The organism is Micromonospora sp. WMMD987, from assembly GCF_029581435.1.
Taxonomy (GTDB): domain Bacteria; phylum Actinomycetota; class Actinomycetes; order Mycobacteriales; family Micromonosporaceae; genus Micromonospora; species Micromonospora rifamycinica.
This window is the reverse complement of sequence record NZ_CP120861.1, coordinates 3112517-3135466: the sequence shown is the minus strand read 5'-3', so window position 1 is coordinate 3135466 and position 22950 is coordinate 3112517. Positions and strand designations below refer to the sequence as shown.

Annotated in this window: 15 protein-coding genes; 6 read left to right on the top strand and 9 right to left on the bottom strand. The window is 70.7% G+C overall.

The window, feature by feature from the left end; genetic code table 11:
* Positions 1 to 30: 30 nt before the first annotated feature.
* Entirely contained in the window at positions 31 to 2367 is a 2337-nt protein-coding gene (locus O7612_RS13130) for a beta-L-arabinofuranosidase domain-containing protein (RefSeq protein ID WP_282273507.1), read from the top strand.
* A gap of 349 nt (positions 2368 to 2716) precedes the next feature.
* On the opposite strand, the gene O7612_RS13125 is transcribed toward O7612_RS13130, so the two are convergent.
* The 4 genes from O7612_RS13125 to chvE form a co-directional block, all read right to left on the bottom strand.
* On the bottom strand, positions 2717 to 4822 hold the full coding sequence (locus O7612_RS13125; RefSeq protein WP_282273506.1) for a family 43 glycosylhydrolase: 2106 nt from the start codon (positions 4820 to 4822) through the stop codon (positions 2717 to 2719).
* A gap of 340 nt (positions 4823 to 5162) precedes the next feature.
* The gene (gene mmsB / locus O7612_RS13120; RefSeq protein WP_282273504.1) at positions 5163 to 6413 is read right to left on the bottom strand and encodes a multiple monosaccharide ABC transporter permease; all 1251 of its coding nucleotides are present in this window, start codon (positions 6411 to 6413) and stop codon (positions 5163 to 5165) included.
* Complete coding sequence (gene mmsA, locus O7612_RS13115; protein WP_282273502.1) at positions 6410 to 7948, bottom strand: multiple monosaccharide ABC transporter ATP-binding protein; 1539 nt, start codon at positions 7946 to 7948, stop codon at positions 6410 to 6412. Before mmsA ends, mmsB begins: the two co-directional genes overlap by 4 nt.
* Positions 7949 to 8034: 86 nt before the next feature.
* On the bottom strand, positions 8035 to 9177 hold the full coding sequence (gene chvE, locus O7612_RS13110) for a multiple monosaccharide ABC transporter substrate-binding protein (protein ID WP_282273500.1): 1143 nt from the start codon (positions 9175 to 9177) through the stop codon (positions 8035 to 8037).
* Between the two features lie 426 nt (positions 9178 to 9603).
* Here chvE and O7612_RS13105 point away from each other — a divergent pair, with 426 nt between their 5' ends.
* Positions 9604 to 10923: a hypothetical protein gene (locus tag O7612_RS13105; RefSeq protein WP_282273498.1), complete on the top strand. Its 1320-nt coding sequence runs from the start codon at positions 9604 to 9606 to the stop codon at positions 10921 to 10923.
* A gap of 200 nt (positions 10924 to 11123) precedes the next feature.
* Here O7612_RS13105 and O7612_RS13100 read toward each other — a convergent pair whose 3' ends face one another.
* From O7612_RS13100 to O7612_RS13085, 4 genes are read right to left on the bottom strand one after another with little or no spacing between them, the layout of a single operon-like run.
* On the bottom strand, positions 11124 to 12278 hold the full coding sequence (locus tag O7612_RS13100) for a serine hydrolase domain-containing protein (protein WP_282273496.1): 1155 nt from the start codon (positions 12276 to 12278) through the stop codon (positions 11124 to 11126).
* Positions 12279 to 12280: 2 nt separating this feature from the next.
* Positions 12281 to 13105 (bottom strand): carbohydrate ABC transporter permease, encoded by an 825-nt coding sequence (locus O7612_RS13095; RefSeq protein ID WP_067313807.1) that lies wholly within the window; start codon positions 13103 to 13105, stop codon positions 12281 to 12283.
* On the bottom strand, positions 13102 to 14073 hold the full coding sequence (locus O7612_RS13090; RefSeq protein WP_282273492.1) for a sugar ABC transporter permease: 972 nt from the start codon (positions 14071 to 14073) through the stop codon (positions 13102 to 13104). Before O7612_RS13090 ends, O7612_RS13095 begins: the two co-directional genes overlap by 4 nt.
* On the bottom strand, positions 14070 to 15428 hold the full coding sequence (locus O7612_RS13085; RefSeq protein ID WP_282273490.1) for an extracellular solute-binding protein: 1359 nt from the start codon (positions 15426 to 15428) through the stop codon (positions 14070 to 14072). The genes O7612_RS13090 and O7612_RS13085 overlap by 4 nt, the downstream gene beginning before the upstream one ends.
* A gap of 499 nt (positions 15429 to 15927) precedes the next feature.
* Here O7612_RS13085 and O7612_RS13080 point away from each other — a divergent pair, with 499 nt between their 5' ends.
* The gene (locus O7612_RS13080; RefSeq protein ID WP_282273489.1) at positions 15928 to 16953 is read left to right on the top strand and encodes a LacI family DNA-binding transcriptional regulator; all 1026 of its coding nucleotides are present in this window, start codon (positions 15928 to 15930) and stop codon (positions 16951 to 16953) included.
* A 90-nt stretch (positions 16954 to 17043) separates the two neighbouring features.
* Positions 17044 to 17994, top strand: a complete 951-nt coding sequence (locus tag O7612_RS13075) for a family 43 glycosylhydrolase (protein WP_282273486.1) — start codon at positions 17044 to 17046, stop codon at positions 17992 to 17994.
* A gap of 78 nt (positions 17995 to 18072) precedes the next feature.
* Here O7612_RS13075 and O7612_RS13070 read toward each other — a convergent pair whose 3' ends face one another.
* On the bottom strand, positions 18073 to 19596 hold the full coding sequence (locus O7612_RS13070; RefSeq protein ID WP_282273895.1) for a ricin-type beta-trefoil lectin domain protein: 1524 nt from the start codon (positions 19594 to 19596) through the stop codon (positions 18073 to 18075).
* 421 nt (positions 19597 to 20017) lie between these two features.
* Here O7612_RS13070 and O7612_RS13065 point away from each other — a divergent pair, with 421 nt between their 5' ends.
* Positions 20018 to 21367, top strand: coding sequence for a LacI family DNA-binding transcriptional regulator (locus O7612_RS13065; protein WP_282273485.1), 1350 nt, complete (start codon positions 20018 to 20020; stop codon positions 21365 to 21367).
* 537 nt (positions 21368 to 21904) lie between these two features.
* Positions 21905 to 22900 (top strand): LacI family DNA-binding transcriptional regulator, encoded by a 996-nt coding sequence (locus O7612_RS13060; protein WP_282273483.1) that lies wholly within the window; start codon positions 21905 to 21907, stop codon positions 22898 to 22900.
* Positions 22901 to 22950: the final 50 nt, after the last annotated feature.

Below are 22950 nucleotides of genomic sequence, written 5' to 3'. Positions count from 1 at the left end.
CGCCCGTGTTCCGGTCCGCTGGAGGTTCCCATGTCCTTCCCGTCCCTCAACCGACGCCAACTTCTCCAGGCCGCCGGCGCGACCGCGCTCGCCTCCGCCGCGGGTGGCACCCTGCTCGGGTCCGGGCCGGCCGCCGCGGCGCTGGTGGTCCCTCCGGCCCGGCCGGACCTGGGCGTCTCCGCCTACCCGTTCGAGCTGGGCCAGGTCCGGCTGACCGCCGGCCGGCTGCTGGACAACCAGAACCGGACGCTGAGCTACCTGCGGTTCGTCGACGTCGACCGGATGCTCTACAACTTCCGGGCCAACCACCGGCTGGGCACCAACGGGGCCGCGACCAACGGGGGCTGGGACGCGCCGTCCTTCCCGTTCCGCAGCCACATGCAGGGGCACTTCCTCACCGCGTGGGCGCAGGCGTACGCGGTGCTCGGTGACACCACCTGCCGGGACAAGGCGAACTACATGGTCGCCGAGCTGGCCAAGTGCCAGGCCAACAACGGCGCGGCCGGGTTCACCGCCGGCTACCTGTCCGGCTTCCCCGAGTCGGACTTCTCGGCGCTGGAGGCCCGGACGCTGTCCAACGGCAACGTGCCCTACTACTGCATCCACAAGACCCTGATCGGGCTGCTCGACGTGTGGCGCTACATCGGCAACACGCAGGCCCGCTCGGTGCTGCTGGCGCTGGCCGGCTGGGTCGACACCCGAACCGCGCGGCTGAGCTACAACCAGATGCAGGCGATGCTGGAGACCGAGTTCGGTGGCATGAACGAGGCGCTGACCGACATCTACCAGCACACCGGGGACGGACGTTGGCTGACCGTCGCCCAGCGTTTCGACCACGCGGGCGTGTTCAACCCGCTCGCCAGCAACTCCGACCAGCTCAACGGCAAGCACGCCAACACCCAGGTGCCCAAGTGGATCGGCGCGGCGCGGGAGTTCAAGGCGACCGGCACCACCCGGTACCGGGACATCGCCAGCAACGCGTGGAACATGACCGTCAACGCGCACACCTACGTCATCGGCGGCAACAGCCAGGCCGAGCACTTCCGCCCGCCGAACGCGATAGCCGGGTACCTGACCAACGACACCTGCGAGCACTGCAACACCCACAACATGCTCAAGCTGACCCGGGAGCTGTGGCTGCTCGACCCGAACCGGGTCGCGTACTTCGACTTCTACGAGCGGGCACTGCTCAACCACGTCGTCGGCGCGCAGAACCCGGCCGACGGGCACGGCCACGTCACCTACTTCACCCCGCTCAAGCCGGGTGGACGCCGGGGCGTGGGCCCGGCCTGGGGTGGCGGCACCTGGAGCACCGACTACAACTCGTTCTGGTGCTGTCAGGGCACCGGCATCGAGGCGAACACCAAGCTGATGGACTCGATCTACTTCTACAACGACACCACGTTGACGGTGAACCTGTTCGTGCCGTCGGTGCTCACCTGGTCGCAGCGCGGCATCACGGTCACCCAGAGCACCAGCTACCCGGCCAGCGACACCAGCACGCTCACCCTCTCCGGGTCGATGAGCGGCTCGTGGAGCATCCGGGTCCGGATCCCGGCCTGGGCCACCGGCGCGACGATCGCCGTCAACGGCGAGACCCAGGGCGTCGCCACCAACCCCGGCAGCTACGCCACGGTCACCCGTACCTGGGCGGCCGGCGACACCGTCACCGTCCGGCTGCCGATGAAGGTGGTGGTGCAGCCGGCCAACGACAACGCCAACGTCGGCGCCCTCACGTACGGGCCGGCGGTGCTGGCCGGCAACTACGGCAACACCGCGCTGAGTTCCCTGCCGTCGCTCAACGTCTCGTCGGTCACCCGGACCAACAGCAGCACCCTGGCGTTCACCGCCACCGCGAACGGCTCCACGGTCAACCTCGGGCCGTTCTACGACGCGCACGGCTTCAACTACACGGTCTACTGGAACACCAGCGGTGGCAGCACCGGCGGCAGCACGCGCATCGTCAACGTGGGCAGCGGGCTGGTCCTGGGCATCCAGAACATGTCCACCGCCGACGGTGGGCTGGCCCTGCAGTGGGGCGACACCGGCACCGCCGACCACAACTGGCAGGTGGTGACCGACGGCAACGCCGTCCGGTTCCGGAACGTCCACAGCGGCAAGGTCCTCGGTGTGGAGAACATGTCCACCGCCGACAACGCCCGGGTCCTGCAGTGGGCGGACAACGGCACCGCCGACCACCGGTGGACCCTGCTGAGCCAGGGCGACGGCACCTACAAGATCCGCAACGTCAACAGCGGAAAGCTGCTCGGCATCCTCAACGGCTCGACCGCCCAGGGCGCGCAGGCCGTCCAGGACTCCGACAACGGCAGCGCGGACAACCGGTGGCGGCTCGTCGCCAACCCCTAGAGGCCCACTGTCGGTCCCGCACCGCGGCGAGACGGTGCGGGACCGGCGGTGCCACGGACGGGGCCGCCCTTTGCGGGGGCGTCCCCGTTCCGCGTGTGCCGGGTGGGGTGGCCCTTCGCGCGGGCGGCCCCGTCGCGTGCGTGCCGGCCGGGACGGCCCTGTGTTGTCGGCGGCCCCGTCGCGTGCGTGCCGGCCGGGGCGGCCCGTGGCGCGGGCGGCCCCGCTGCGGGGTGGGCGGACCGCGACGTCACCGGCGGCGGACGCGGGCCGGGTCGCCCGCACCGGGCGGCCCGCGAGCGGTGCCGACGGTACGGACGACCCGGGTGTCACGCGCCCGTGGCCGGACAGGTCAGGGCGTGCTGAGCTGGAACTGGCGGATCGTGCTGGTGCCACCGAGGGCCTGGGTGGCGTGGTTGAACAGGGCGAACCGGTAGCCCATGAAGAACTGCCAGTTGCTGTCGAGGGTGAGCGCGTTGCCCAACGCCGTGAACGTGGTGCCGTCGGTACTGTAGGAGAAGCGGGCCTGCCGGCCGGATCCGGGACGGATGTCGGCGGTGGCCCGCAACCAGATCCGCCCTCCGCTGACCGGGGCCGAGGCGATCTCCGTGCCGGTGTTGGTGGTCCGCCAGCTACCGTCCATGGTGAGGTTGTTGGTCATCGACACCCGGGTGGCCCCGTTCTCCCGCCGGACGCCGATCCAGGCCGACGAGTTGCGCAGCACCGCCAGCCCGGTCCGGTCCCCGTCGCGCAGCGCCGAGTAGTCGAGTTCGACGGTGGCGGTGGAGGTCGGCCCCTGGATCCGGTGGGTGACCGTGTTCCGGGCGCTGTAGAGGTCGTTGGTGACGGTGGCGGTCTGCAGGCGCAGGCCGTCGTTCACCGACCACTTGCTGTTGTCCGGGTTGTGGTTCCACTCCCACTGCGGGCCGAGGGTGCTGCCCGAGAAGGTGTCGGTGCCGGTCAGCGGCTTGACCGGCCGGGTCGGCAGCGGGTTCGGGTACGACGTTCCCCAGCCGCCGTTGACCGTCTGGATCTGCGGCCAGCCGTCGGCGGTCCAGGTGATCGGGGCCAGAGCGGGCACCCGCCCACCGGGGTAGGCGTCCACGAAGGACATGTAGTACCACTGGCCGCCCGGGGTCTGTACCAGGCCGCCCTGGTGCGGCACGCCGCCGCCGGAGATCGGGCCGGGCATGTTGAGCAGCACCTGGCGCATCTCGTACGGGCCGAACGGGCTCGACGACTTCAGCACGTACTGCCCGTTCGCCGGCCGGGTGAGCCAGATGTAGTAGCTGCCGTTGCGCTTGTAGAAGCGCGCCCCCTCCAGGGTGCCCACGCTCGACGGGGTGGAGAAGACCTGCTGGCTGCGGACCTCGCTCTTGCCGTCGGCGGACAGCTGCGCCACGCTGATCTGGGTGTTGCCGTAGGCGACGTACATGGTGTCGTTGTCGTCGACCAGCATCCCGGCGTCGTAGTAGCACTTGTTGATGGTGGCGTGCTGGTTCCAGGCCCCGTCCACGGCGGCGGCGGTGTAGATGTAGGTCTTGGCGAAGTCGATGCAGCCGGCCCAGTAGTAGGTGCGGTTGCTCGGGCGGTAGTTCAGCGTGGACGCCCAGATGCCGTTGACGTACGCCCGCCCGCCGGACATGTCGTACTTCGCGCCGAAGTCGAGCTTGGGCACCGAGTGTCCGGCGAACTCCCAGTTCACCAGGTCGTACGAGCGCAGGATCGGGGCGCCCGGCGAGTAGTGCATGGTCGAGGCGGACAGGTAGAACGCGTCGCCGACCCGGATGATGTCGACGTCGGCGAAGTCCTGCCACACCACCGGGTTGGTGAACGAGCCGCCCGCCGGTGGGGTGGTGGGTGGCGGCGTGGTGGGGGTGGTGCCGCCGTCGACCCGGACGAGCTGCCACTGCTGGTTGGTGCCGCCCCAGTCGGCGTACTGGACGATGTTCCCGCCGTCGGCGGTCGAGGCGTTCTGCACCTCCACCGCCTTGCCGCTGTTGCGGTTGAGCAGCCGGACGTAGCCGTCGGCCGAGTCGGCGAGCCGGAACTGCTGGTTGGTGCCGTTGCCGTCGGTCCACTGCACGATCGACGCGCCGTCGGCGGTGGAGAAGTTGTAGACGTCGAGGACCTTCCCGGACAGCCGCGACTTCAGCCGGTAGTAGCCGCCGCCGGAGTCGACGAACTGCCACTGCTGGTTGGTGCCGTCGCCGCGGGTCCACTGGGTGATCCGCGCGCCGTCGTTGGTGGCCCGGTTGTACACGTCCAGCACCTTGCCGCTGTTGCGGTTGACCAACACGTACCAGGCGTTGGTGTCGACCGTCGCCGCCGCCGCCCCGGTCGCCTCGACCACGACGACCCCACCGCCGACCAGCATCGTCAACAGGGCGGCGACGATCCGCGACCACCAGCCGCGTCGTCGCCGGACCACGACCGGGACCTCACCCATGGCTACCATGACCCTCCTTCGGGAACGGTCGATCGACGGTCGCGCCGGGAACGCGGGCCACCGTCGTCGCACTGTTCGAAGCCTGCCGATGTCAACGTTCACTCGGCGGTGCGTCCGCGATGGCGCACGACGCGGCGCAGCGACAGGTCGGGCCTGCCGACCAGCCGCTACGGGAACGGCTTCAGCTATTCATAGACTGTGAGCGATAACATGATCCTCGTCAAGCCGAAACGACCCGGACACGATCGACAGGCGTAGATGCCGACACCCCGGGCCGGGTCGGAATCGTCCGACGCGGCCCGGGGTGTCCGGTGCGGGGTTGCGACGCGGGCGGGTGCCGCGTCGCCGGTCAGCGGGAGGCGCCGGCGCGACGCTTGTTGTAGACGTCGAAGGCCACCGCGACGAGCAGCACCAGGCCCTTCACCACCGACTGGATGGACTGGTCGACGCCCATGAGCTGCATGCCGTTGCTCATCACCGCCATGATCAGGCCGCCGACCATCGCGCCGACCACGGTGCCGACCCCACCGGTGACCGCCGCGCCGCCGATGAACGCGGCCGCGATCGCGTCAAGTTCGAACATGTTGCCCGCTGCGGGCTGGGCGCCGTTGGAGCGCGAGGAGTAGATCACCCCGGCCACCGCCGCCAGGAAGCCCATGTTGACGAACATCCAGAAGTTGACCGTCCGCACCTTCACGCCGGACAGCATCGCCGCCGACAGGTTGCCGCCGATCGCGTAGACCTGCCGGCCGAAGACGGTGCGTCGGGTGAGCAGGCCGTAGACCAGCACCAGCGCGGCCAGGATGATCAGCACGATCGGCAGGCCCCGGGCGTGCGCCAGCTGCCAGGCGAAGTACATGATGACCGCGCCCACCAGCACCACCCGCGTGACGAACAGCGGGAACGACTCGACCGGCTGCTGGTAGCGGACCCGGGCCACCCGGGTCCGGAAGCCGCTCACCGCGTACCCGGCCACCGCGATCGCGCCGATCAGCAGGGTGAAGGCGTCGAAGCCGTCCCCGCCGAGCAGGCCGTTGAGGAAGCCGGCGGCGACCTGCTGGTAGTCGGCCGGGAACGGGGACAGCGAGATGTTGTCCAGCACCCGCAGGGTGAGGCCGCGGAACAGCAGCATGCCGGCGAGCGTCACGATGAAGGCCGGGATGCCGGCGTACGCCACCCAGAAGCCGTGCCACGCGCCGACCGCGACCCCCACCGCCAACGCCGCCAGGATGCCGACCCACCAGGGGAAGCCCTCCCGGATGACCAGCACGGCGGAGACCGCGCCGGTGAGGGCGACCACCGAGCCCACCGACAGGTCGATGTGCCCGCCGATGATGATGATGACCATGCCGATCGCCAGCACCAGGATGTAGGAGTACTGGAGCACGATGTTGGTGATGTTGCCGGGGCTCAGCGACACCCCGTCGGTGAGGACGGCGAAGAGCCCGACGATGACGACCAGCGCGACGTAGATGCCGCTCTGCCGCAGGTTGTTCATCACCAGCGCCCGCAGGTCGCTGGTGCCGGCGTGCAGAGCGACGCCCGGACTCTTCCCGGCCGGCGGCGGGGACGGCGGCGATGAGGTCTTGACGCTGGTCATCCCACGCGCTCCTTGTCCTTCGTCATCAGATCCATGAGGTTCTCCTGGGTCGCCTCGGCCACCGGCACCTGGCCGGTGATCCGGCCGGCGGAGAGGGTGTAGATGCGGTCGCACATGCCGAGCAGCTCCGGCAGCTCCGAGGAGATCAGGATCACCGCCTTGCCCTCGGCGACGAGCCGGTTGACGATCGTGTAGATCTCGAACTTCGCCCCGACGTCGATGCCCCGGGTCGGCTCGTCGAGGATCAGCACGTCCGGGTTGGTGAACAGCCACTTCGACAGGACGACCTTCTGCTGGTTGCCGCCGGAGAGCTTGCCCACCACGGCCATCACGCTGGTCGTCTTGATGTTCATGTCGCGCCGGCTCTGCTCGGCGACCTTGATCTCCTCGTTGCCGTTGACCCAGCCGAAACGGGCGAGCCGGCCCAGCGCGGCGGCGGAGACGTTGCGCCGTACGTCGTCGATGAGATTGAGGCCGAACCGCTTGCGGTCCTCGGTGACGTAGGCGATGCCGTGCTCGATGGCGTCGGAGACACTGTGCGCCCGGACCTCCCGGCCCCGCACGAACAGTCGACCCCGGACGTCCCGGCCGTACGACCGGCCGAAGACGCTCATCGCCAGTTCGGTGCGGCCGGCACCCATCAGCCCGGCGATGCCGACGACCTCGCCGGCACGGACGTCCAGGCTGGCGTCGTCGACCACGAGCCGGTCCTGGGTGGGGTGCCGCACGCTCCAGTTCTCGATGCGCAGCACCTCCTCCCCCGGTGACGAGACCCGGTCGGGGTAGAAGCTGTCCAGATCCCGCCCGACCATGCCCCGGATGATCCGCTCCTGGGTGACCTCGCCGGAGGCGAGGGAGAGCGTCTCCACGGTGCGCCCGTCCCGGATGACCGTGGTCGCGTCGGCGATCGCGGTGACCTCGTTGAGCTTGTGGGAGATCAGGATGCAGGTGATGCCCTGGTCACGCAGCCGGCGCAGCAGGTCGAGCAGGTGCGCCGAGTCGATGTCGTTGAGGGCGGCGGTCGGCTCGTCCAGGATGAGCAGCCGGACCTTCTTGGACAGCGCCTTGGCGATCTCGACCAGTTGCTGCTTGCCGACGCCGAGCTGGATGACCGGGGTCACCGGGTTCTCGTGCAGGCCCACCGAGGCCAGCAGCTCGGCGGCGTCGGCGTTGGCCCGGTTCCAGTCGATCAGGCCGCCCGGACCGCGCCGCTCGTTGCCGAGGAAGATGTTCTCGGCGATCGACAGGTGCGGCACCAGCGCGAGTTCCTGGTGGATGATGACGACGCCCTGGGACTCGCTGTCGCGGATGCCCCGGAAGTTCACCGGCCTGCCGTCCAGCACGATCTCGCCGTCGTAGGAGCCGGTCGGGTGCACCCCGGAGAGCACCTTCATCAGGGTGGACTTGCCGGCGCCGTTCTCGCCGCAGATGGCGTGGATCTCCCCCCGGCGTACGGAGAGGGAGACGTCCGCCAGCGCGGTCACCCCGGGAAAGGTCTTCGTGATGCGTCGCATCTCGAGGATGGTGTCGTCCATGGTCAGCGTCCTGATCGTCGAAGCCTGAGGCGGGCTGGCGATGCGTCGGGCGCGGCGGCCGGTCACCGCCGCGCCCGACGACCGGCTTACTTCTTGGCCTGACCGGCGGCGACCTCTTCGGCCGACCAGTAACCGGAGTCCACCAGCACCTTGGTGATGTCGTCCTTGTAGACGGTCTCGATCGGCAGCAGGAACGACGGGACGACCTTGACCTTGTTGTTGTAGGTCTTGGTGTCGTTGGCCTGCGGCTCCTTGTCCTGCAGGAACGCCTCCGCCGCGATGACGGCCTGCTCGGCGAGCAGCCGGGTGTCCTTGAAGACGGTGGAGCTCTGCACCCCGTCGTTGATCAGCTTGACCGAGGCGATCTCGGCGTCCTGACCGGTCACCACGGGCAGCTTCTTGGCGCCCTTGCCGTAGCCGGCGTTCTGCAGGGCGGTGATGATGCCCCGGGAGATCCCGTCGTACGGCGACAGCACCCCGTTGAGCACGGTGCCGTCGTTGTAGCCGGAGGTGAGCAGGTCCTCCATCCGCTTCTGCGCGGTCTCCTGCTGCCAGCGCAGGATCGCCGCCTGCTCGATGCGGGTCTGGCCGGACTTGACCTTCAGCGTGCCGTTGTCCATGAACGGCTTGAGGGTGTCCATCGCCCCGCCCCAGAAGTACTGGGTGTTGTTGTCGTCCAGCGAGCCGGCGAACAGCTCGACGTTGAACGGGCCGGTGGCGGTGCCCTTACCGCCGTCCTTGGTCTGCAGGCCGAGGCCGACCAGCAGGGCGGTCGCCTGGGCCACGCCGACCTTGTAGTTGTCGAAGCTGACGTAGAAGTCGACGTTCTTGTTGCCCAGCAGCAGCCGGTCGTAGGAGATGACCGGGATCTTCGCCGCCGCGGCGGCGTCCAACTGACCGCTGAGCGCGGTGCCGTCGATCGCCGCGAGGATCAGGACGTCCGCGCCCTGGGTGATCATCTGGTCGACCTGCTGGGACTGGGTGGGGATGTCGTCACCGGCGTACTGGAGGTCGACCTTGTAGCCCTTGGCCTCCAGCTTCTCCTTCACCGCCTTGCCGTCGGCGATCCACCGCTCCGAGGTCTGCGTCGGCATGGAGACGCCGATGGTCAGATCGGCGGGCTTCTTGTCGCTGGTGTCGCCGCCGCTACCCGCTCCCCCGCCGCTGCACGCGGCAAGGCTGAACGCCAGTGCCGCGCCGCCGAGCGCGACCAGGAATTTCCTGCGCACAGGTTTCTCCTCTCCGGAACTCCCGCCGACTGCGGGGACCACCTGTCACCTTTCGGGGTAGTGTTAGCGCTCACATCGCCCCCGTCAACACCCCCTTGGAAATCCGGACGTCACGGTCTCGTAACGGGCGTCTCCGACTTGTCGCCCGGCCGACCACCTGCTCCACGGGCCTGACACAGGGTGACTTCCGTTGCCACCACGCCGGTTTCGCCCCACCGCACCCTCCCCGGACCACCGCTGCGAACGGCGACGGGGCCGGTGTCGGCGTCGCACCGGTTTCAGGCTTGTTACGCGGTTGCCATTGACACTGGGCAATCATCCCCGCATGCTCTGCTAAATCCATTTAGCGTTCGGCCTCGTCCGCCACCCGGCCCGGCACGACGCGAGCCGGGAGGGCCGGGGCCGCACCCCGAGGAAAGGACCCGGATGAGACTGCGCAGAGGACTGCTGCCGCTCGTCGCCACGGTCGCGCTGGTCGCCTCCTCCGGCACCGCGTACGGCGCACCCGGCGGCGCCCGGGAGGGGATCCGCAGCATCACCCCGATCACCACCGTCTACACCTACGGCCAGAAGGTCTCCGCGGTGGCCGTCGAGTACGGCGCGACGGTCAACCCCCGGACGCTGGACGACGACACCTTCACGGTGGCCGACACGATCTACAACTTCCGCTTCAACCCGATCGAGGACCTGCCGAAACTCGCCGACCGCACGGTCACCCGCACCTACACCAACAGCGCGCCGGCCACCCGGGCCGACCACCGCTCGGCACCCGGCCGGTACGTCATCGTCGAGCTGGATCCGGCCGACCCGGGCGGCTGGACCGTGATCGTCAGCAAGTGCCCGACCTTCCTCTGCTCGGTGAAGGTCAACCCCGAGCTGCCCACCCGGGTGGTGCAGCGCAAGGACGTGCACGCCGCCCCCGGCCGCGGGGCCGGCAAGGGCCCGGTGCTGGCCAGGGCGGCCCCGCGACAGTCCCGCCCGCTCACCGAGGCGCCGGTCGACCCGCAGGTCGACCAGTTCCGCTACGGCTCGTTCCTGCACGCCGGCACGGTGCTGCCGTACCACTACCGGCTGCCGCGCGACTACCGGCCGGGCCGCGCGTACCCGCTGGTGGTCGTCCTGCCCGGACACGGGATGGGCTGGGACGGCGACAACCTCGGCGTACAGCTCGCCGCGGACATCCCGGCCACCGCCTGGTCGCAGCCGGGGTGGACCGGCAGCCGGGAGGACGTGATCGTCCTCGCCCCGCAGCACCAGCGGGTCGGCGCGGTCGCCGAGGCCGACCTGCTGGTCCGGCTGCTCGACAGCTTCGTCGACACCGTCGCCGTGGACCCCCGCCGGGTGTACGCGACCACCGTGTCCTACGGCGCGCAACTGCTGTGGGAGGCGTTCGCCAAGCGCCCGGACCTGTTCGCCGGTGGGCTGGTCACCGGGGGCTTCCCGGTCAGTGCCGGCCAGGTCGCCCCGATCACGGCGGCCGGGATCCCGATCTGGATCACCCACGGCGAGCACGACCACCTGCTCGACGTCACCGGCGCGCGCAACTCCGCCGCGGCCCTGCGGCAGGCCCACCGGGACCGGGGCCGGACCCCGGCGCAGATCGCCGACCTGGTCCACTACACCGAGTACGCCGACTCGGCGTTCACCCTGCCGGACTACCACGCGGCGTTCGGACCGACCTACGAGGACGGTCGCATCCTGCGCTGGCTGCTGGCCCAGCGCAGGCCGGCGACGTCCGCCGGCTGAGCAGCCGGCGGGCCCGTCGCCGCGTCACGCCGTAACGGCCCGGCCCCGCGGGTGACGCGGCGGCCGGGCCGTTACGGGCGAGCCGTTACGGCGGGCGAGCCGTTACGGCGGGCGAGCCGTTACGGCGGGCGAGCCGTTACGGCGGGGCGGTCCTGGCGGACGGGCGGTCCCGGCGGCGGGGCGGTCCCGGCGGACGGCGGTCAGCCGTCCAGGCAGGACCGCAGGGCGGCGGTCAGCAGGTTGGCCCGCTCGTCGCCCATGCCCTGCATCTGGTTCACCACGTACCCGAAGCCGACCTGGTGTGCGTCGTCGCCGAAAGCGAGGTTCCCGCCCGCGCCGTCGTGCCCGAAGCTGCGCTCGCCCAGCAGTGGCCGGGCCGGCGGGGAGTGCAGCAGGAAGCCGCTACCCCAGCGCTGCCCGGTGTCCGGCGGGCCGTGCCGTTGCTGGCCCCGGACCCGCACCACTGTCGCGTCGTCCACCGACGCCGGGTCGAGCAGGGGTGGTCCCGCCACCGGCGAGACGCACGCGGCATAGAGCCGGGCCAGGCCGTCGGCCGTGCTCACCGCGCCCGCACCCGGGACGCCGGCCGCCTGGATGGCCGGGTCGTTGAAGCTGACCAGGCCGGCGTCGTCGGCCGGGAACGCGAACGCGCCCCCCATGGTGATCCCCCGGTCGGCCACCGGGTCGACGAACGGCTCCGGGTCGGGGGCCGGAGCGACGTTCCAGGCGACCGCGTCGCGTTCGGCCGCCGGCAGACCGAGCCAGGTCCGCAGGCCCAGCGGCGTGGCCAGGGCGTCGCGGAAGAACGCGCCGGGGAGCTGGCCGGTGATCCGTCGGATCACCTCACCGATCAGCCAGCCGTACGTCATCGCGTGGTAGCTGTGCGCCGTGCCCGGCCGCCACAGCGGGGTCTGCGCCTCGATCGCCTTGACGACCGGATCCCAGGCGAGCACCTCGTCGAGGGTCAGCGGGCGGTCGAGCGCGGGCAGGCCGGACTGGTGGGTGAGCAGCCAGCGCACCGGGATGTCGGCCTTGCCGTGCTGGCCGAACTCGGGCCAGTAGCGGGTGACCGGCGCGTCCAGGTCGAGCCGCCCCTGTTGCACCAGCAGGTAGGCGCAGACCGCCAGGATGCCCTTGGTGCAGGAGAAGACGACGACCGGGGTGTCCGCCGTCCAGGGCCGGCCGGTGCGGGGGTCGGCCGTCCCGCCGTACAGGTCGACGACCCGGCGACCCCGCACGTAGACGGTGAGCGCCGCGCCGACCTCCCCCCGGGCGGTGAAGTTGTCGCGGAAGACGTCGGCCAGCCGGCCGTAGCGCTCGTCGGCGTGGCCGTGGATCTGCGGCTGCGTGGCCACTGCTATCCCTTCAGTGAGCCCTGGATCAGGGCCTTGATGAACTGACGCTGGAAGATCAGGAAGACGATCAGGGTCGGGGTGAGGATCAGCAGCGATCCGGCGCACAGCAGCACCAGGTCGGTACCCCACTGGCCCTGGAACGCCCCGAGCGCGCCGGCCATGGTGCGCTTGGCCGGGTCGTCGACCAGGACGATGGCCAGCAGGAACTGGTTCCACGTCCAGAGGAACATCAGGATGGTCAGCGACGCGATGGCCGGCCGGGCGAGCGGCACCTGGACCCGCCAGAAGAGCTGCCAGGTGGTGCTGCCGTCCACCCGGGCCGCCTCGGACAGTTCCACCGGCACGTTGCTGAAGTGCGCCCGCATCCAGAACACCGCGAACGGCATGTAGAGCCCGATCAACGGCAGGATGATCGCCCACCGGGTGTTGAGCAGGCCGAGATCCTGCATCTGGTAGTAGAGCGGGGTCACCACCGCCTCGAACGGCAGGGTCAGGCCCAGCAGGAGCAGGCCGAACACGATCCGGCCACCGGGCACCCGCAGCTGGCCCAGCCCGAACCCGGCCATGGTGGCGATCAGCACCGACACCGGCACGACGCCGGCCACGATGAGCAGGCTGGAACGCAGCAGCGCGCCCATGTTCGACACCGTGAAGGCGTCGGCGAAGTTACCCCACTGCGGGTCCGACGGCCAGGTCAGACCGCTGGGCACGGTGCCGCGCGGTTGCAGCGCCGCGGAGAGCATGCTGACGAACGGCAGCAGGGTGACCAGGATCAGGACGATCAGGAAGACCCGGCCGGTCAGGTTCTCGCGCCGGCTCAGGTTCATGGCTTGTCCCCCCGGGTCAGTCGCTGGATCGGCAGCACGCAGAGCAGCACCAGCAGCATCAGCACCACGGCCAGGGCCGAGGCGAGCCCGACCTGCCGCTGCGAGAAGGCCAGCCGGTAGATCTCCAGGCCCGGCACGGTGGTCTGCAGACCGGGGCCGCCGCTGGTCGAGATGTAGACGATGTCGAAGCTGGCCAGGGCGGCGATGATGGTCACCGTCAGGCAGACCCCGATCTCCTGGCGCAGGCTGGGCAGGGTCACGGCGAAGAACTCCCGGACCGGACCGGCGCCGTCGAGGCGGGCCGCCTCGTACAGCGCGGGGTCGATCTTGCTCATCCCGGTGACCAGCAGGATCGTGCAGAGACCGAGCAGGACCCAGGCACCGATGACGCCGACGGCGGGCAGCGCGGTGTCGAAGTCACCGAGCCAGGCGCGGGCCACCCCGCCCAGACCGACCGCGCGGAGCACCTGGTTGACCAGGCCGTTCGACGACAGCAGCCAGCTCCACGCGATGCCCGCCGCCACCAGGGGGATGACCTGGGGCAGGAACAGCACCGTCCGGACCACGGTGCCGAACGCGCCGGTGGTGATCCGGCGGACCAGGCTGGCCACCAGCAGGCCGAGCGCGACCGGGACGAAGCTGAAGAAGACGATCAGGACGAGCGCGTTGCCGATGATCTTCAGCAGGTCGCTGTCGGTGAACACCGTGACGTAGTTGTCCAGTCCGGCCCAGCGGGCCACCCCGATCCCGTTCCAGTTGTAGAACGAGTACTGGATGGTCAGTGCGAGTGGACGCAGGACGAACACGGCGTACATCAGCACGGCGGGCAGGACGAAGAGCCAGCCCGTCCCGCCCGCGCGGGCCCACCGGGGTCGGTGGGCCCGCGCGGAGGACGGGCGGGTGGCACGACCCGGCGAGGTGCCCGTGCCGTCCCGCCCGGTCGGTGCGCTGCCGAGGGCAGACGTCATCGGGACAGTTCCTTCGCGTATTCGGCCTGGACCGCCTTCACGTACCCCTCGGGCGTCTGCTGACCGGCGATCAGCTTCTGCATCTCCGGCGTGATCGCGGCGGCGAAGATGCCGCCGGTGGCATTCGCGGTGAAGTCCACCGCGCCGTTCTCCTCCCCGAGCTGCTGCGACGCCTTGAGCGTCTCGGCCAGCACGGTGTTCGGCGCGGCGGCCGGCACGGCCAGGTCACTCGGGCCACCCGGGCTGGAGCCGCCGATCTTGACGGCGATCTCCCGGGCGGTGGCGTTGGTGTGCACCCAGTTCAGGAAGAACGCGGCGGCGTCGGGGTTCTTGGCCTTGGCGCTGATGCCGAAGGTGTTGGGGGCCGACATCGCCACGTGCTTGCCACCGGCCGACTCGCTCGGGAACAGGAAGAAGCCCACGTTGCCCGGCATCGACTTGTCGAGGTTGGCCGACTCCCAGTCCCCGTTGAACATGAACAGGCCATTGCTCTTCTGGAACTCGCCCACCATGCTGGCGTAGTCCAGGGCGTTGGCGTCCTTCGGGAAGTAGCCGGCCTGGGCCCACTTCTGGATGGTCTGGGTGGCCTTCAGCGCGGCCGGGGTGTCGAAGGTCGCGCCCGGCTTCTGGAAGATCCAGTCCGCCACCTGGGCCGGGTCACCGAACTGGTTCTGCAACGCCTGGTGCGGGAAGTTGATGCCCGCGGTGTTCTTGTTGAACTGCATGATCGGCTGGACGCCGGCGGTCTTGGCCTTGGCCAGCAGTTCCTCGAACTCGGCGATGGTGGTCGGCGGCTGGGTCATCCCGACCCGCTCGGCCAGCTTCTTGTTGTAGAACACGCCGGTGACGCTGTAGCCGAGCCCCATCCCCCACAGCGAGCCGGTCCCCCGGGTGGTACCGCCGTCACCGACCCGCAGCTGCACGAGCTGGGAGGCGGGGAACTTGTCCCAGCCGTACGCGTCGAAGTACGGGTCCAGGTTCTTGAGCAGGTCGTCCTTGACCAGGTCGACCATGGTGGGGAGCCGGATGATGTCGGGCGCGTTGTCCGAGGCCATCACCCGGGGCGCGTTCTCCACGATGACCGTGAACTGGTCCTCGCGGATATTGAACGTGACGTTCGGGTGCTGCTTGGTGAACTCGTCGGCCAGCGCCTTGGCCAGCGGGAAGCCGGTCTCGGCGTACATCTCCAGGGTGATCGGGTCGGAGCCGAGTTCGGTGCTGACGGCGGCGTCGGAGCCGGTCGTCGTCGACTTCTCCGCTCCGGGTGCGCTGCACGCCGTCACGGCCAACCCCAGCGCCAGGACCGGGGCCAGCAGCGCCGTCCGGCGGGAGAACTGTGTCAATGATGTAGCCAATTGAGGACTCCTTGACTCTTCCGAGTGTCCCGCGACCACCGGCCGCGCCGGTCACCGAACTCGTCACGGCGGGTTGACCAGCCACAACGGTACGTCGTGACCGGCGTGTCGCCGCGGCACGCGATGCCACCGCCGCTGACCGTGCCGGAGCGACCGAGGGTGTCGACCGGCCTGCCAAGAGTAGCCGCTAAACTGATTTAGCAGAGCATGCGCGTGGTCGGTTGAGCTGTCAAGGAGCAAATGGCAACGGTCCGGAAACACCTGCTTCACCTCGGGAGCCCGGGTTCCGCAGGCGACGCCCGGTGCACCGCGGAGTGAGCACCGACACCCCGTCGGGCACGGCCGGACCCGCTGTCCGCCCCGCCGCCGGTGGACACCCGGGCACGGACCGGGCGCTCCCGGCAGACGCCGCTCGACCGGCCGGCACCGGGCCGGGTGGACCGACGCATCATGATGGGCGGAAGCGGTGCCGGTGACGGCACCCTGATTCGGAGGACCGATGGCCCGCAACAGAGCGACCCTGGCCGACGTGGCACGGCGTGCCGGACTGTCCAAGACCGCCGCGTCGATGGTTCTCAACGGCCGGGAGGGCACCCGGCTGTCCGCCGAGGCGCACCAACGCGTCTTCGCCGCCGCCGAGGAGCTGGGCTACCGGCCCAACCTGGCGGCCCGCAGTCTGCGTACCCGCAAGACGGCCACCATCGCGTTCGTCTCCGACATCGTCGCCACCACCCGGTTCGCCGGCGGCCTCATCCGGGGCGCGCTCGACGCGGCCCGGGAGCGGGACCATGTGCTGCTCATCACCGAGACACAGGGCGACGCCACCTTCGAGCGGTACGCCATCGAGGCGATGCTCGACCGGCAGGTCGACGGGGTGATCTACGCGGCGATGGCGACCCGCCGGTTGACCGTCCCCCCGGCCATCCTCGGCGGACCGGTGGTGCTGCTCAACGCGACCAGCCCGGAGAGCCTGCCCGCGGTGCTGCCCGACGACGAGCGGGCCGGTCGTACCGTCACCGCCGCCCTGCTCGACCACGGCCACCGGGAGCGGATCGCGCTGATCGGCCGCAACCGGCTCAAGGAGGGCGACGCCGAGGTCTCCCTCGCCGCGCTGGCCCGGCTGCGCGGCGTCCATGAGGCGCTCGACGACGCCGGGGTCGAGCTGCTGACCGAGTGCTTCTGCGCCGAGTGGCTGCCCGAGCACGGCTACGCCGCGATGCGCACCCTGCTGGGCCGGACGGTCCGGCCCACGGCGATCATCTGCATGAACGACCGGCTGGCCTTCGGCGCCTACCAGGCGCTCGCCGAGGCCGGACTGACCGTTCCGGACGACATCTCGGTGGTGTCGTTCGACGACGACCCGATCGCCGCCTGGCTGCGTCCCGGCCTGACCACCACCGCGCTGCCGCACGAGCAGATGGGGCGACGGGCGGTCGAGATCCTGCTCGACGGCGGCGACGCCGAGCCCGCGCCGGTGCCGATGCCGCTGCGGCGACGCAGGTCGGTGGCCACTCCGGCCGGATAGCCCGCCACACCCCGGGCGGCAACCTGCCGCCGGACCGGAGAGACGCCCCTCGACCTGGTAGCTAAAACGATTTAGTGCTAACTTCCCGCCATGCTACGTCTACCCGACCACTGGGTGTGGGACAGCTGGTACGCCCGGGACGACAACGACCGGTGGCACGCGTTCTTCCTGCGCGCCTCCCGCGCCCTGCACGACCCGCACCGCCGGCACCGCCGCGCCACGATCGGCCACGCCGTCTCGACCGACCTGCGCACGTGGCGGTTGGTTCCCGACGCGCTCGTCCCCGCCGACACGCCGGGCTGGGACGACCTCGCGACCTGGACGGGCTGCACGGTGCGCGGCCCGGACGGACGGTGGTACCTGTTCTACACCGGCGTCGGCCGGGCCGAGGACGGGCTGGTCCAACGGATCGGCCTCGCCGTCTCCGACGACCTGACCACCTGGCACCGGCACGGCACCGGCCCCCTCGTCGAAGCCGACCCCACCTGGTACGAGCTGCTCGACCGGACGCTCTGGTACGAGCAGGCCTGGCGGGATCCGTGGGTGTTCCCCGACCCCGGGGGTGCCGGCTGGCACATGCTGGTCACCGCACGGGCCAACACCGGGCCGGCCGGATCCCGTGGTGTCGTCGGCCACGCCACCTCACCCGACCTGGTGAACTGGACCGTCCGGCCCCCGTTGTCCACGCCGGCCGGTTTCGGACACCTGGAGGTGCCCCAGGTCGCCGTCGTCGACGGCCAGCCCCTGCTGCTGTTCTCCACCGACGCCGCCGGTACCCGACCCGACGGTCACCGGATCTGGGTGGCGCCGGGTCACGACGTGCGCGGTCCGTGGGACATCGGCGCGGCCCGACCGTTCCCGCACCCGCACCTGTACGCGCCCCGGCTGGTCGCCGGCCCGGCCGGGGACTGGTCCCTGATCGGATTCCTCGACCACGTGGACGGGGAGTTCGTCGGCGCGCTGAGCGACCCGATCCCGGTCCGCTACCGCACGTCGACCGGCCTGACCGTGACCGCAGCGGTCACCACCGCGACCGGCTGAGAGCGTCCCGGCCACCACCCCCGGTCGTCCTCCTGGCACCGGATCCGGTGCCAGGAGGACGGCCGTGCCCGGTCCGGACTAGACCCGGTTCCAGCGCTGGTTGGCCGCCGCGGTGCACGACCAGAGGAGCACGGTGGTGCCGTTGGCGGTGCCGTTGTTGTTCACGTCGAGGCAGAGGCCGTTCTGGACGTTGCTGATCGTGCCGTTGGCGTTGAACGTCCACTGCTGGTTGGTGCCACCGTTGCAGTCCCAGAGCTGGGCCTTGGTGCCGGCGGTGGCGTTGGTCGGCGCGTCCAGGCACTTGCCGAGCGACTGGAGGGTCTGGCCGTTGGCCGTCCAGCGCTGGTTGGCGGCCCCGTTGCAGTCCCAGATCACCGGCTGGGTGCCGTTGGCGGTGTTGCTCTGCGGGACGTCCAGGCAGCGGCCGGAGGCGACGCTGGACAGCGCGCTCCCGGTGGCCGGCGGCGTCGTCGGCGGCGGGGCCGTCCCACCGCCGCTGACCCGGTAGACCACCGTGCCGTGCGACGGCACGCTGGCCGAGATGGTGCCGGTGCTGGTGGTGCTGGCGTTGGTCCAGGCGTCCACCAGGGTGAAGGAGGAGCCGGACTTGCCGATCGCCGCAGCGGTGGTGGAGATCGTCGTCGTCGAGGAGCCCTGGTTGAACAACGCCACCGCGACGTCGCCGTTGGCCAGCCGCTTGGCCAGCACCCGCCGGGTGCCGTCGAACGACACCTGGGCGCCCTGCAGGGCCAGGGGGTCCTGGTTGATGGCGATCAGGTTCGCGTTCTTGAGGATGGTCTGGGTGGCGGAGTTCATCGACCGCACGTCGTTGCCGGCGATCAGCGGCGAGGCCATGATCGCCCACATCGCGAAGTGGCTGCGCATCTCGGTGTCGGTCATGCCACCCCGGCCCACCTCCATCATGTCGGGGTCGGTGAACGCGCCGGGCTTCGCGTACGGGGCCAGCGGCACGTTCACGTTGATGATGTTCTGGATGCCCATCGGGTAGCCGTTGGTCTGCCCGCTGTTCCAGGTGTTGGTGATGTCCTCGGTGGTACGCCACATGTTCGCCACGTCGCCCCAGTTGCGCTGCGGGCCGGTCTTGGCGTGGATGCTGTTGGGGTTGATGCTGTAGACGATCGGCCGTCCGGTGGCCGCCAGGGCGTCACGCATCTTGGCGAACGTGCGCACCTGGTCGTCGATGGTTCCGTTCGGCGAGCACCAGTCGTACTTGAGGTAGTCGACGCCCCAGGCGGCGAACTGCCGGGCGTCCTGCGCCTCGTGGCCCTGCGAGCCGGTCGCGCCGGGGTAGGAGTTGAAGTACTGGGCGCAGGTCTTGTCCACCGGCACCTGGTAGATGCCGAACTTCAGCCCCCGGGCGTGGATGTAGTCGCCGAGCGCCTTCATCCCGCTGGGGAACCGGGTCGGGTCACCCTGGAGGTTGCCGGCCGAGTCCCGGTTCGGGTTGAACCAGCAGTCGTCGACCACGACGTACTCGTAACCCAGGTCCCGCATCCCGCTGCTGACGAGGGCGTCCGCCGTCTGCCGGATCAACGTCTCGTTGATGTTGCAGCCGAAGCTGTTCCAGCTGTTCCAGCCCATCGGCGGCGTCCGGGCCACCCCGTTGTCCAGCGCCTGCGCCACCGGGGCGTGGACGCCCACCAGGATGCCGGCCAGGAGCAGACCGGCCGCGGCCGCCCGCCCCCAGTTCCGGCCTCGCACGAATCGCTTCACGAAGTCTCCAATCAGTGCCGCCCGGTCGGCGTCCGCCGACCGGGCAGGCGAGAGGGCCGTCGACTCACGACGCTCGGTGTGAGCGCTAACAATGGTTCCCCATGTTACGGAAGCATTTCGAGGTATTCAACTGCTTCCATATATTTCCCGCGCTTCCGACCGGCCCGCCCACCCCTCGGCGTCGGCGGACCGGCCCGGCAGGGCCGACTCCTGCGTCGGCGACCCGGCCACCGGCCGTGGAGCCGTCCTGGAGCTATTCCGACCCACCCACATCGAATATCATGACTCCATGAGCTCTGGCTCCACGCCCGGTCGACGTGCCCGCGGCGAGATCGAGCGGCTGCCCAGCGGTTCCCTGCGGGTGCGGGTGTACGCCGGCATCGATCCCGTGTCGAAGCGGCGGCGCTACCTCACCGAGACGGTGCCCGCCGGGCCACTCGCGGCCCGCGACGCCGAGACCGTCCGCACCCTGCTGCTCGACACGGTCCGCCGGCAGCACCGCCGCCCGACCGCCCTGACCGGCGGGCCGCCCCCCTCCCCCGCCGGGACGTCGACCACCGCACATGCCCCGGCGCCCACCGCGGTCCCGCCGATCGGCGGGGCGGCCGGGGCACGACGGCGCAGCCGGCGGCGGGGCGAGCCGACCCTGACCACCATCGCCGCGTTGGCGGAGGTCTCCGCGCCCACGGTGTCGAAGGTCCTCAACGGCCGCTCGGGGGTCGCGGCACAGACCCGGTCCCGGGTGGAGGCGCTGCTGCGCGAACACGGCTACCGCCGGCCGGAGCTGGGCACCCCGAGCGCCAGCGTGGAGGTGGTCTTCTACGGGATGCAGAGCAACCTGGCGGTCACCATCATGCAGGGGGTGCAGCAGGTCGCCGGGGCGCACCGGCTCGCCGTGGGTTTCACCGACGCCCGCCGGCAGGTCTCCGAGGGACGGTTCTGGGCGCGCGACCTGCTGGCCCGCCGCCCGACCGGGGTGATCGCGGTCCACCTGGGCTTCACCTCCGAGCAGCACGCCCTGCTAGCGGCGAGCGCCATCCCGCTGGTGGTCCTCGACCCCACCGGGGAACCGCCGCTGCACGCCGTCCCCTCGGTGACGGCGACCAACTGGAGCGGTGGGTTCGAGGCCGCCCGGCACGTGCTCGACCTCGGTCACCGACGGATCGCCGTGATCTCCGGCCCGACCGACCGGCTGTGCGCCCGGGCCCGCCTGGACGGCGCGCGGGCGGCCCTGGAGGCGCAGGGTGTCGGGTTGCCGGCGCGTCGGCTCCGCGTCGGCCACTGGTTCTCCTTCGACGACGGGCTGCACCTCGGCCGGGAGCTCCTGCGGCAGAACCCCGCGCCGACGGCGATCCTGTGCGGCAACGACCTCCAGGCCCTGGGGGTCTACGAGGCGGCCCGGTTGGCCGGCCTGCGGATTCCCGCGGACCTGAGCGTGGTCGGTTTCGACGACATCCCGCACACCACGTTGTGCGGACCACCGATGACCTCGGTGCGGCAGCCGCTGACCGAGATGGGGGACGTCGCCGCCCGGATGGTGCTGACCCTGGCGGCCAACCTGAGCCTCGCCCAGACCCGGGTGGAGCTGGCGACCACGCTGGTGGTGCGGGACAGCACCGCCGTCGCGCCGGGCACCTGACCCGCCCGGAGCCGGCGCTCCGGCCACCGGGGTCGCCGGGGCCGGCTCCGGAAACCTGTCCTTGTCGTCGCCGAACCGTTTCGAGTAGCATCCGATCCGATCGATATGACACGTCGTCGTGACGTGGACGCCGGGACCGCCGGCCGCGACCGTCACCCCCGGGTCCGGCGGCCGGGCCGGGTCGGGAGACCGGCCGACCCGGTCGATCCGCCGGGAGCGCACCGACCCGCCACGGGTACCGGGCCAGGCTTCCACGAAGGTCGAAGGAGGAGAAGAGGCCACTCGTCACTGTTGGTCCGCACGTCGCCTGCGATCCGTGATGACGAAAATCACGGTACGTGGACGACTTACGGCCGCGCCGTCGACTCATCCGGGGCGACACGCCGCGTAGACTCTCGCTGATCCAGCGTTGTCCACGGCGTGTGCGCCCATGCCTTGTTTCCGGAGTTCCCTTCCGGACCTCTGCCAGGGCCACGCCGTCGACGACGGCTGCGGGGCCGGACGGAGAGGTGTGGGATGACTGTGCGCGCTCCTGCGATGAGAGACGTGGCCCGCCTCGCCGGAGTTTCCCACCAGACCGTCTCCCGGGTCCTCAACGGGCACCCGCACGTACGGGAACAGACCCGCCTGCGGGTCCAGGCGGCGATCACCGAACTCGGCTACCGACCGAACCGGGCAGCGCGCACGCTGGTCACCGGACGGTCGCAGGTGCTCGGGGTGGTCGCCCTGAACACCACCCTCTACGGCCCGGCGTCGCTACTCTCCGCCTTCGAACTCGCGGCGGCCGAGGCCGGGTTCGCCGTCAGCGTGGGCAGCGTCCGCAACCTGGACCGCACCTCCATCACCGCCGTCGTCGAACGGCACCTGGCGCACCGGGTGGCCGGCATCGTGGTGATCGCCCCGGTGGAGTCCGCCGGTGAGGCGCTGGAGTGCCTGCCCACCGACATCCCCCTGGTCACTGTGGACGGTGATCCTCGACGACCGGTGCCGCTGGTCACCATCGACCAGGTGGAGGGCGGACGACTGGCCACCCGGCACCTGCTCGACGCGGGCCACCGGACGGTCTGGCACGTCTCCGGTCCGATCGACTGGTTCGACAGCGCCGGGCGGATCGCCGGTTGGCGGGAGACGTTGCAGGCGGCGGGGGCGGAGGTCCCCCCGGTGCTCCAGGCGGACTGGTCCGCCGCCTCCGGGTACCGCTGCGGGCAGATGCTGGCCCGCAGCCCGGAGGTGACGGCGGTCTTCACCGCCAACGACGACCTGGCCCTGGGCGTGCTGCACGCGCTGCACGAGCACGGCCGGCGGGTGCCGCAGGACGTCAGCGTGGTGGGCTTCGACGACGTCCCGGACGCCGCGTACTTCATCCCGCCGCTGACCACGGTGCGCCCGGACTTCAACACGGTGGCGGAGGCCAGCCTCGGACTGCTGCTGGCGCAGATCGACGCGGGCGTGGACCACACGTTACGGCGGACCGTCTCCCCCACCCTGGTCACCCGGGACAGTGTCGCCCCGCCGCCGGGTGCGGTCCGTTGACCACGTCCGCCTGACCGGGCCTCCGGATCCGGGCTTCTCCACCACCGGTC

What these genes read in the sequence shown, in the direction of transcription:
- O7612_RS13130 (WP_282273507.1), top strand. Translation starts at nt 31, where the DNA reads ATGTCCTTCCCGTCCCTCAACCGACGCCAACTTCTCCAGGCCGCCGGC.
- O7612_RS13125 (WP_282273506.1), bottom strand. Translation starts at nt 4,822, where the DNA reads ATGGTAGCCATGGGTGAGGTCCCGGTCGTGGTCCGGCGACGACGCGGC.
- mmsB (WP_282273504.1), bottom strand. Translation starts at nt 6,413, where the DNA reads ATGACCAGCGTCAAGACCTCATCGCCGCCGTCCCCGCCGCCGGCCGGG.
- mmsA (WP_282273502.1), bottom strand. Translation starts at nt 7,948, where the DNA reads ATGGACGACACCATCCTCGAGATGCGACGCATCACGAAGACCTTTCCC.
- O7612_RS13105 (WP_282273498.1), top strand. Translation starts at nt 9,604, where the DNA reads ATGAGACTGCGCAGAGGACTGCTGCCGCTCGTCGCCACGGTCGCGCTG.
- O7612_RS13095 (WP_067313807.1), bottom strand. Translation starts at nt 13,105, where the DNA reads ATGAACCTGAGCCGGCGCGAGAACCTGACCGGCCGGGTCTTCCTGATC.
- O7612_RS13090 (WP_282273492.1), bottom strand. Translation starts at nt 14,073, where the DNA reads ATGACGTCTGCCCTCGGCAGCGCACCGACCGGGCGGGACGGCACGGGC.
- O7612_RS13080 (WP_282273489.1), top strand. Translation starts at nt 15,928, where the DNA reads ATGGCCCGCAACAGAGCGACCCTGGCCGACGTGGCACGGCGTGCCGGA.
- O7612_RS13075 (WP_282273486.1), top strand. Translation starts at nt 17,044, where the DNA reads ATGCTACGTCTACCCGACCACTGGGTGTGGGACAGCTGGTACGCCCGG.
- O7612_RS13070 (WP_282273895.1), bottom strand. Translation starts at nt 19,596, where the DNA reads ATGGGCTGGAACAGCTGGAACAGCTTCGGCTGCAACATCAACGAGACG.
- O7612_RS13065 (WP_282273485.1), top strand. Translation starts at nt 20,018, where the DNA reads ATGAGCTCTGGCTCCACGCCCGGTCGACGTGCCCGCGGCGAGATCGAG.
- O7612_RS13060 (WP_282273483.1), top strand. Translation starts at nt 21,905, where the DNA reads ATGAGAGACGTGGCCCGCCTCGCCGGAGTTTCCCACCAGACCGTCTCC.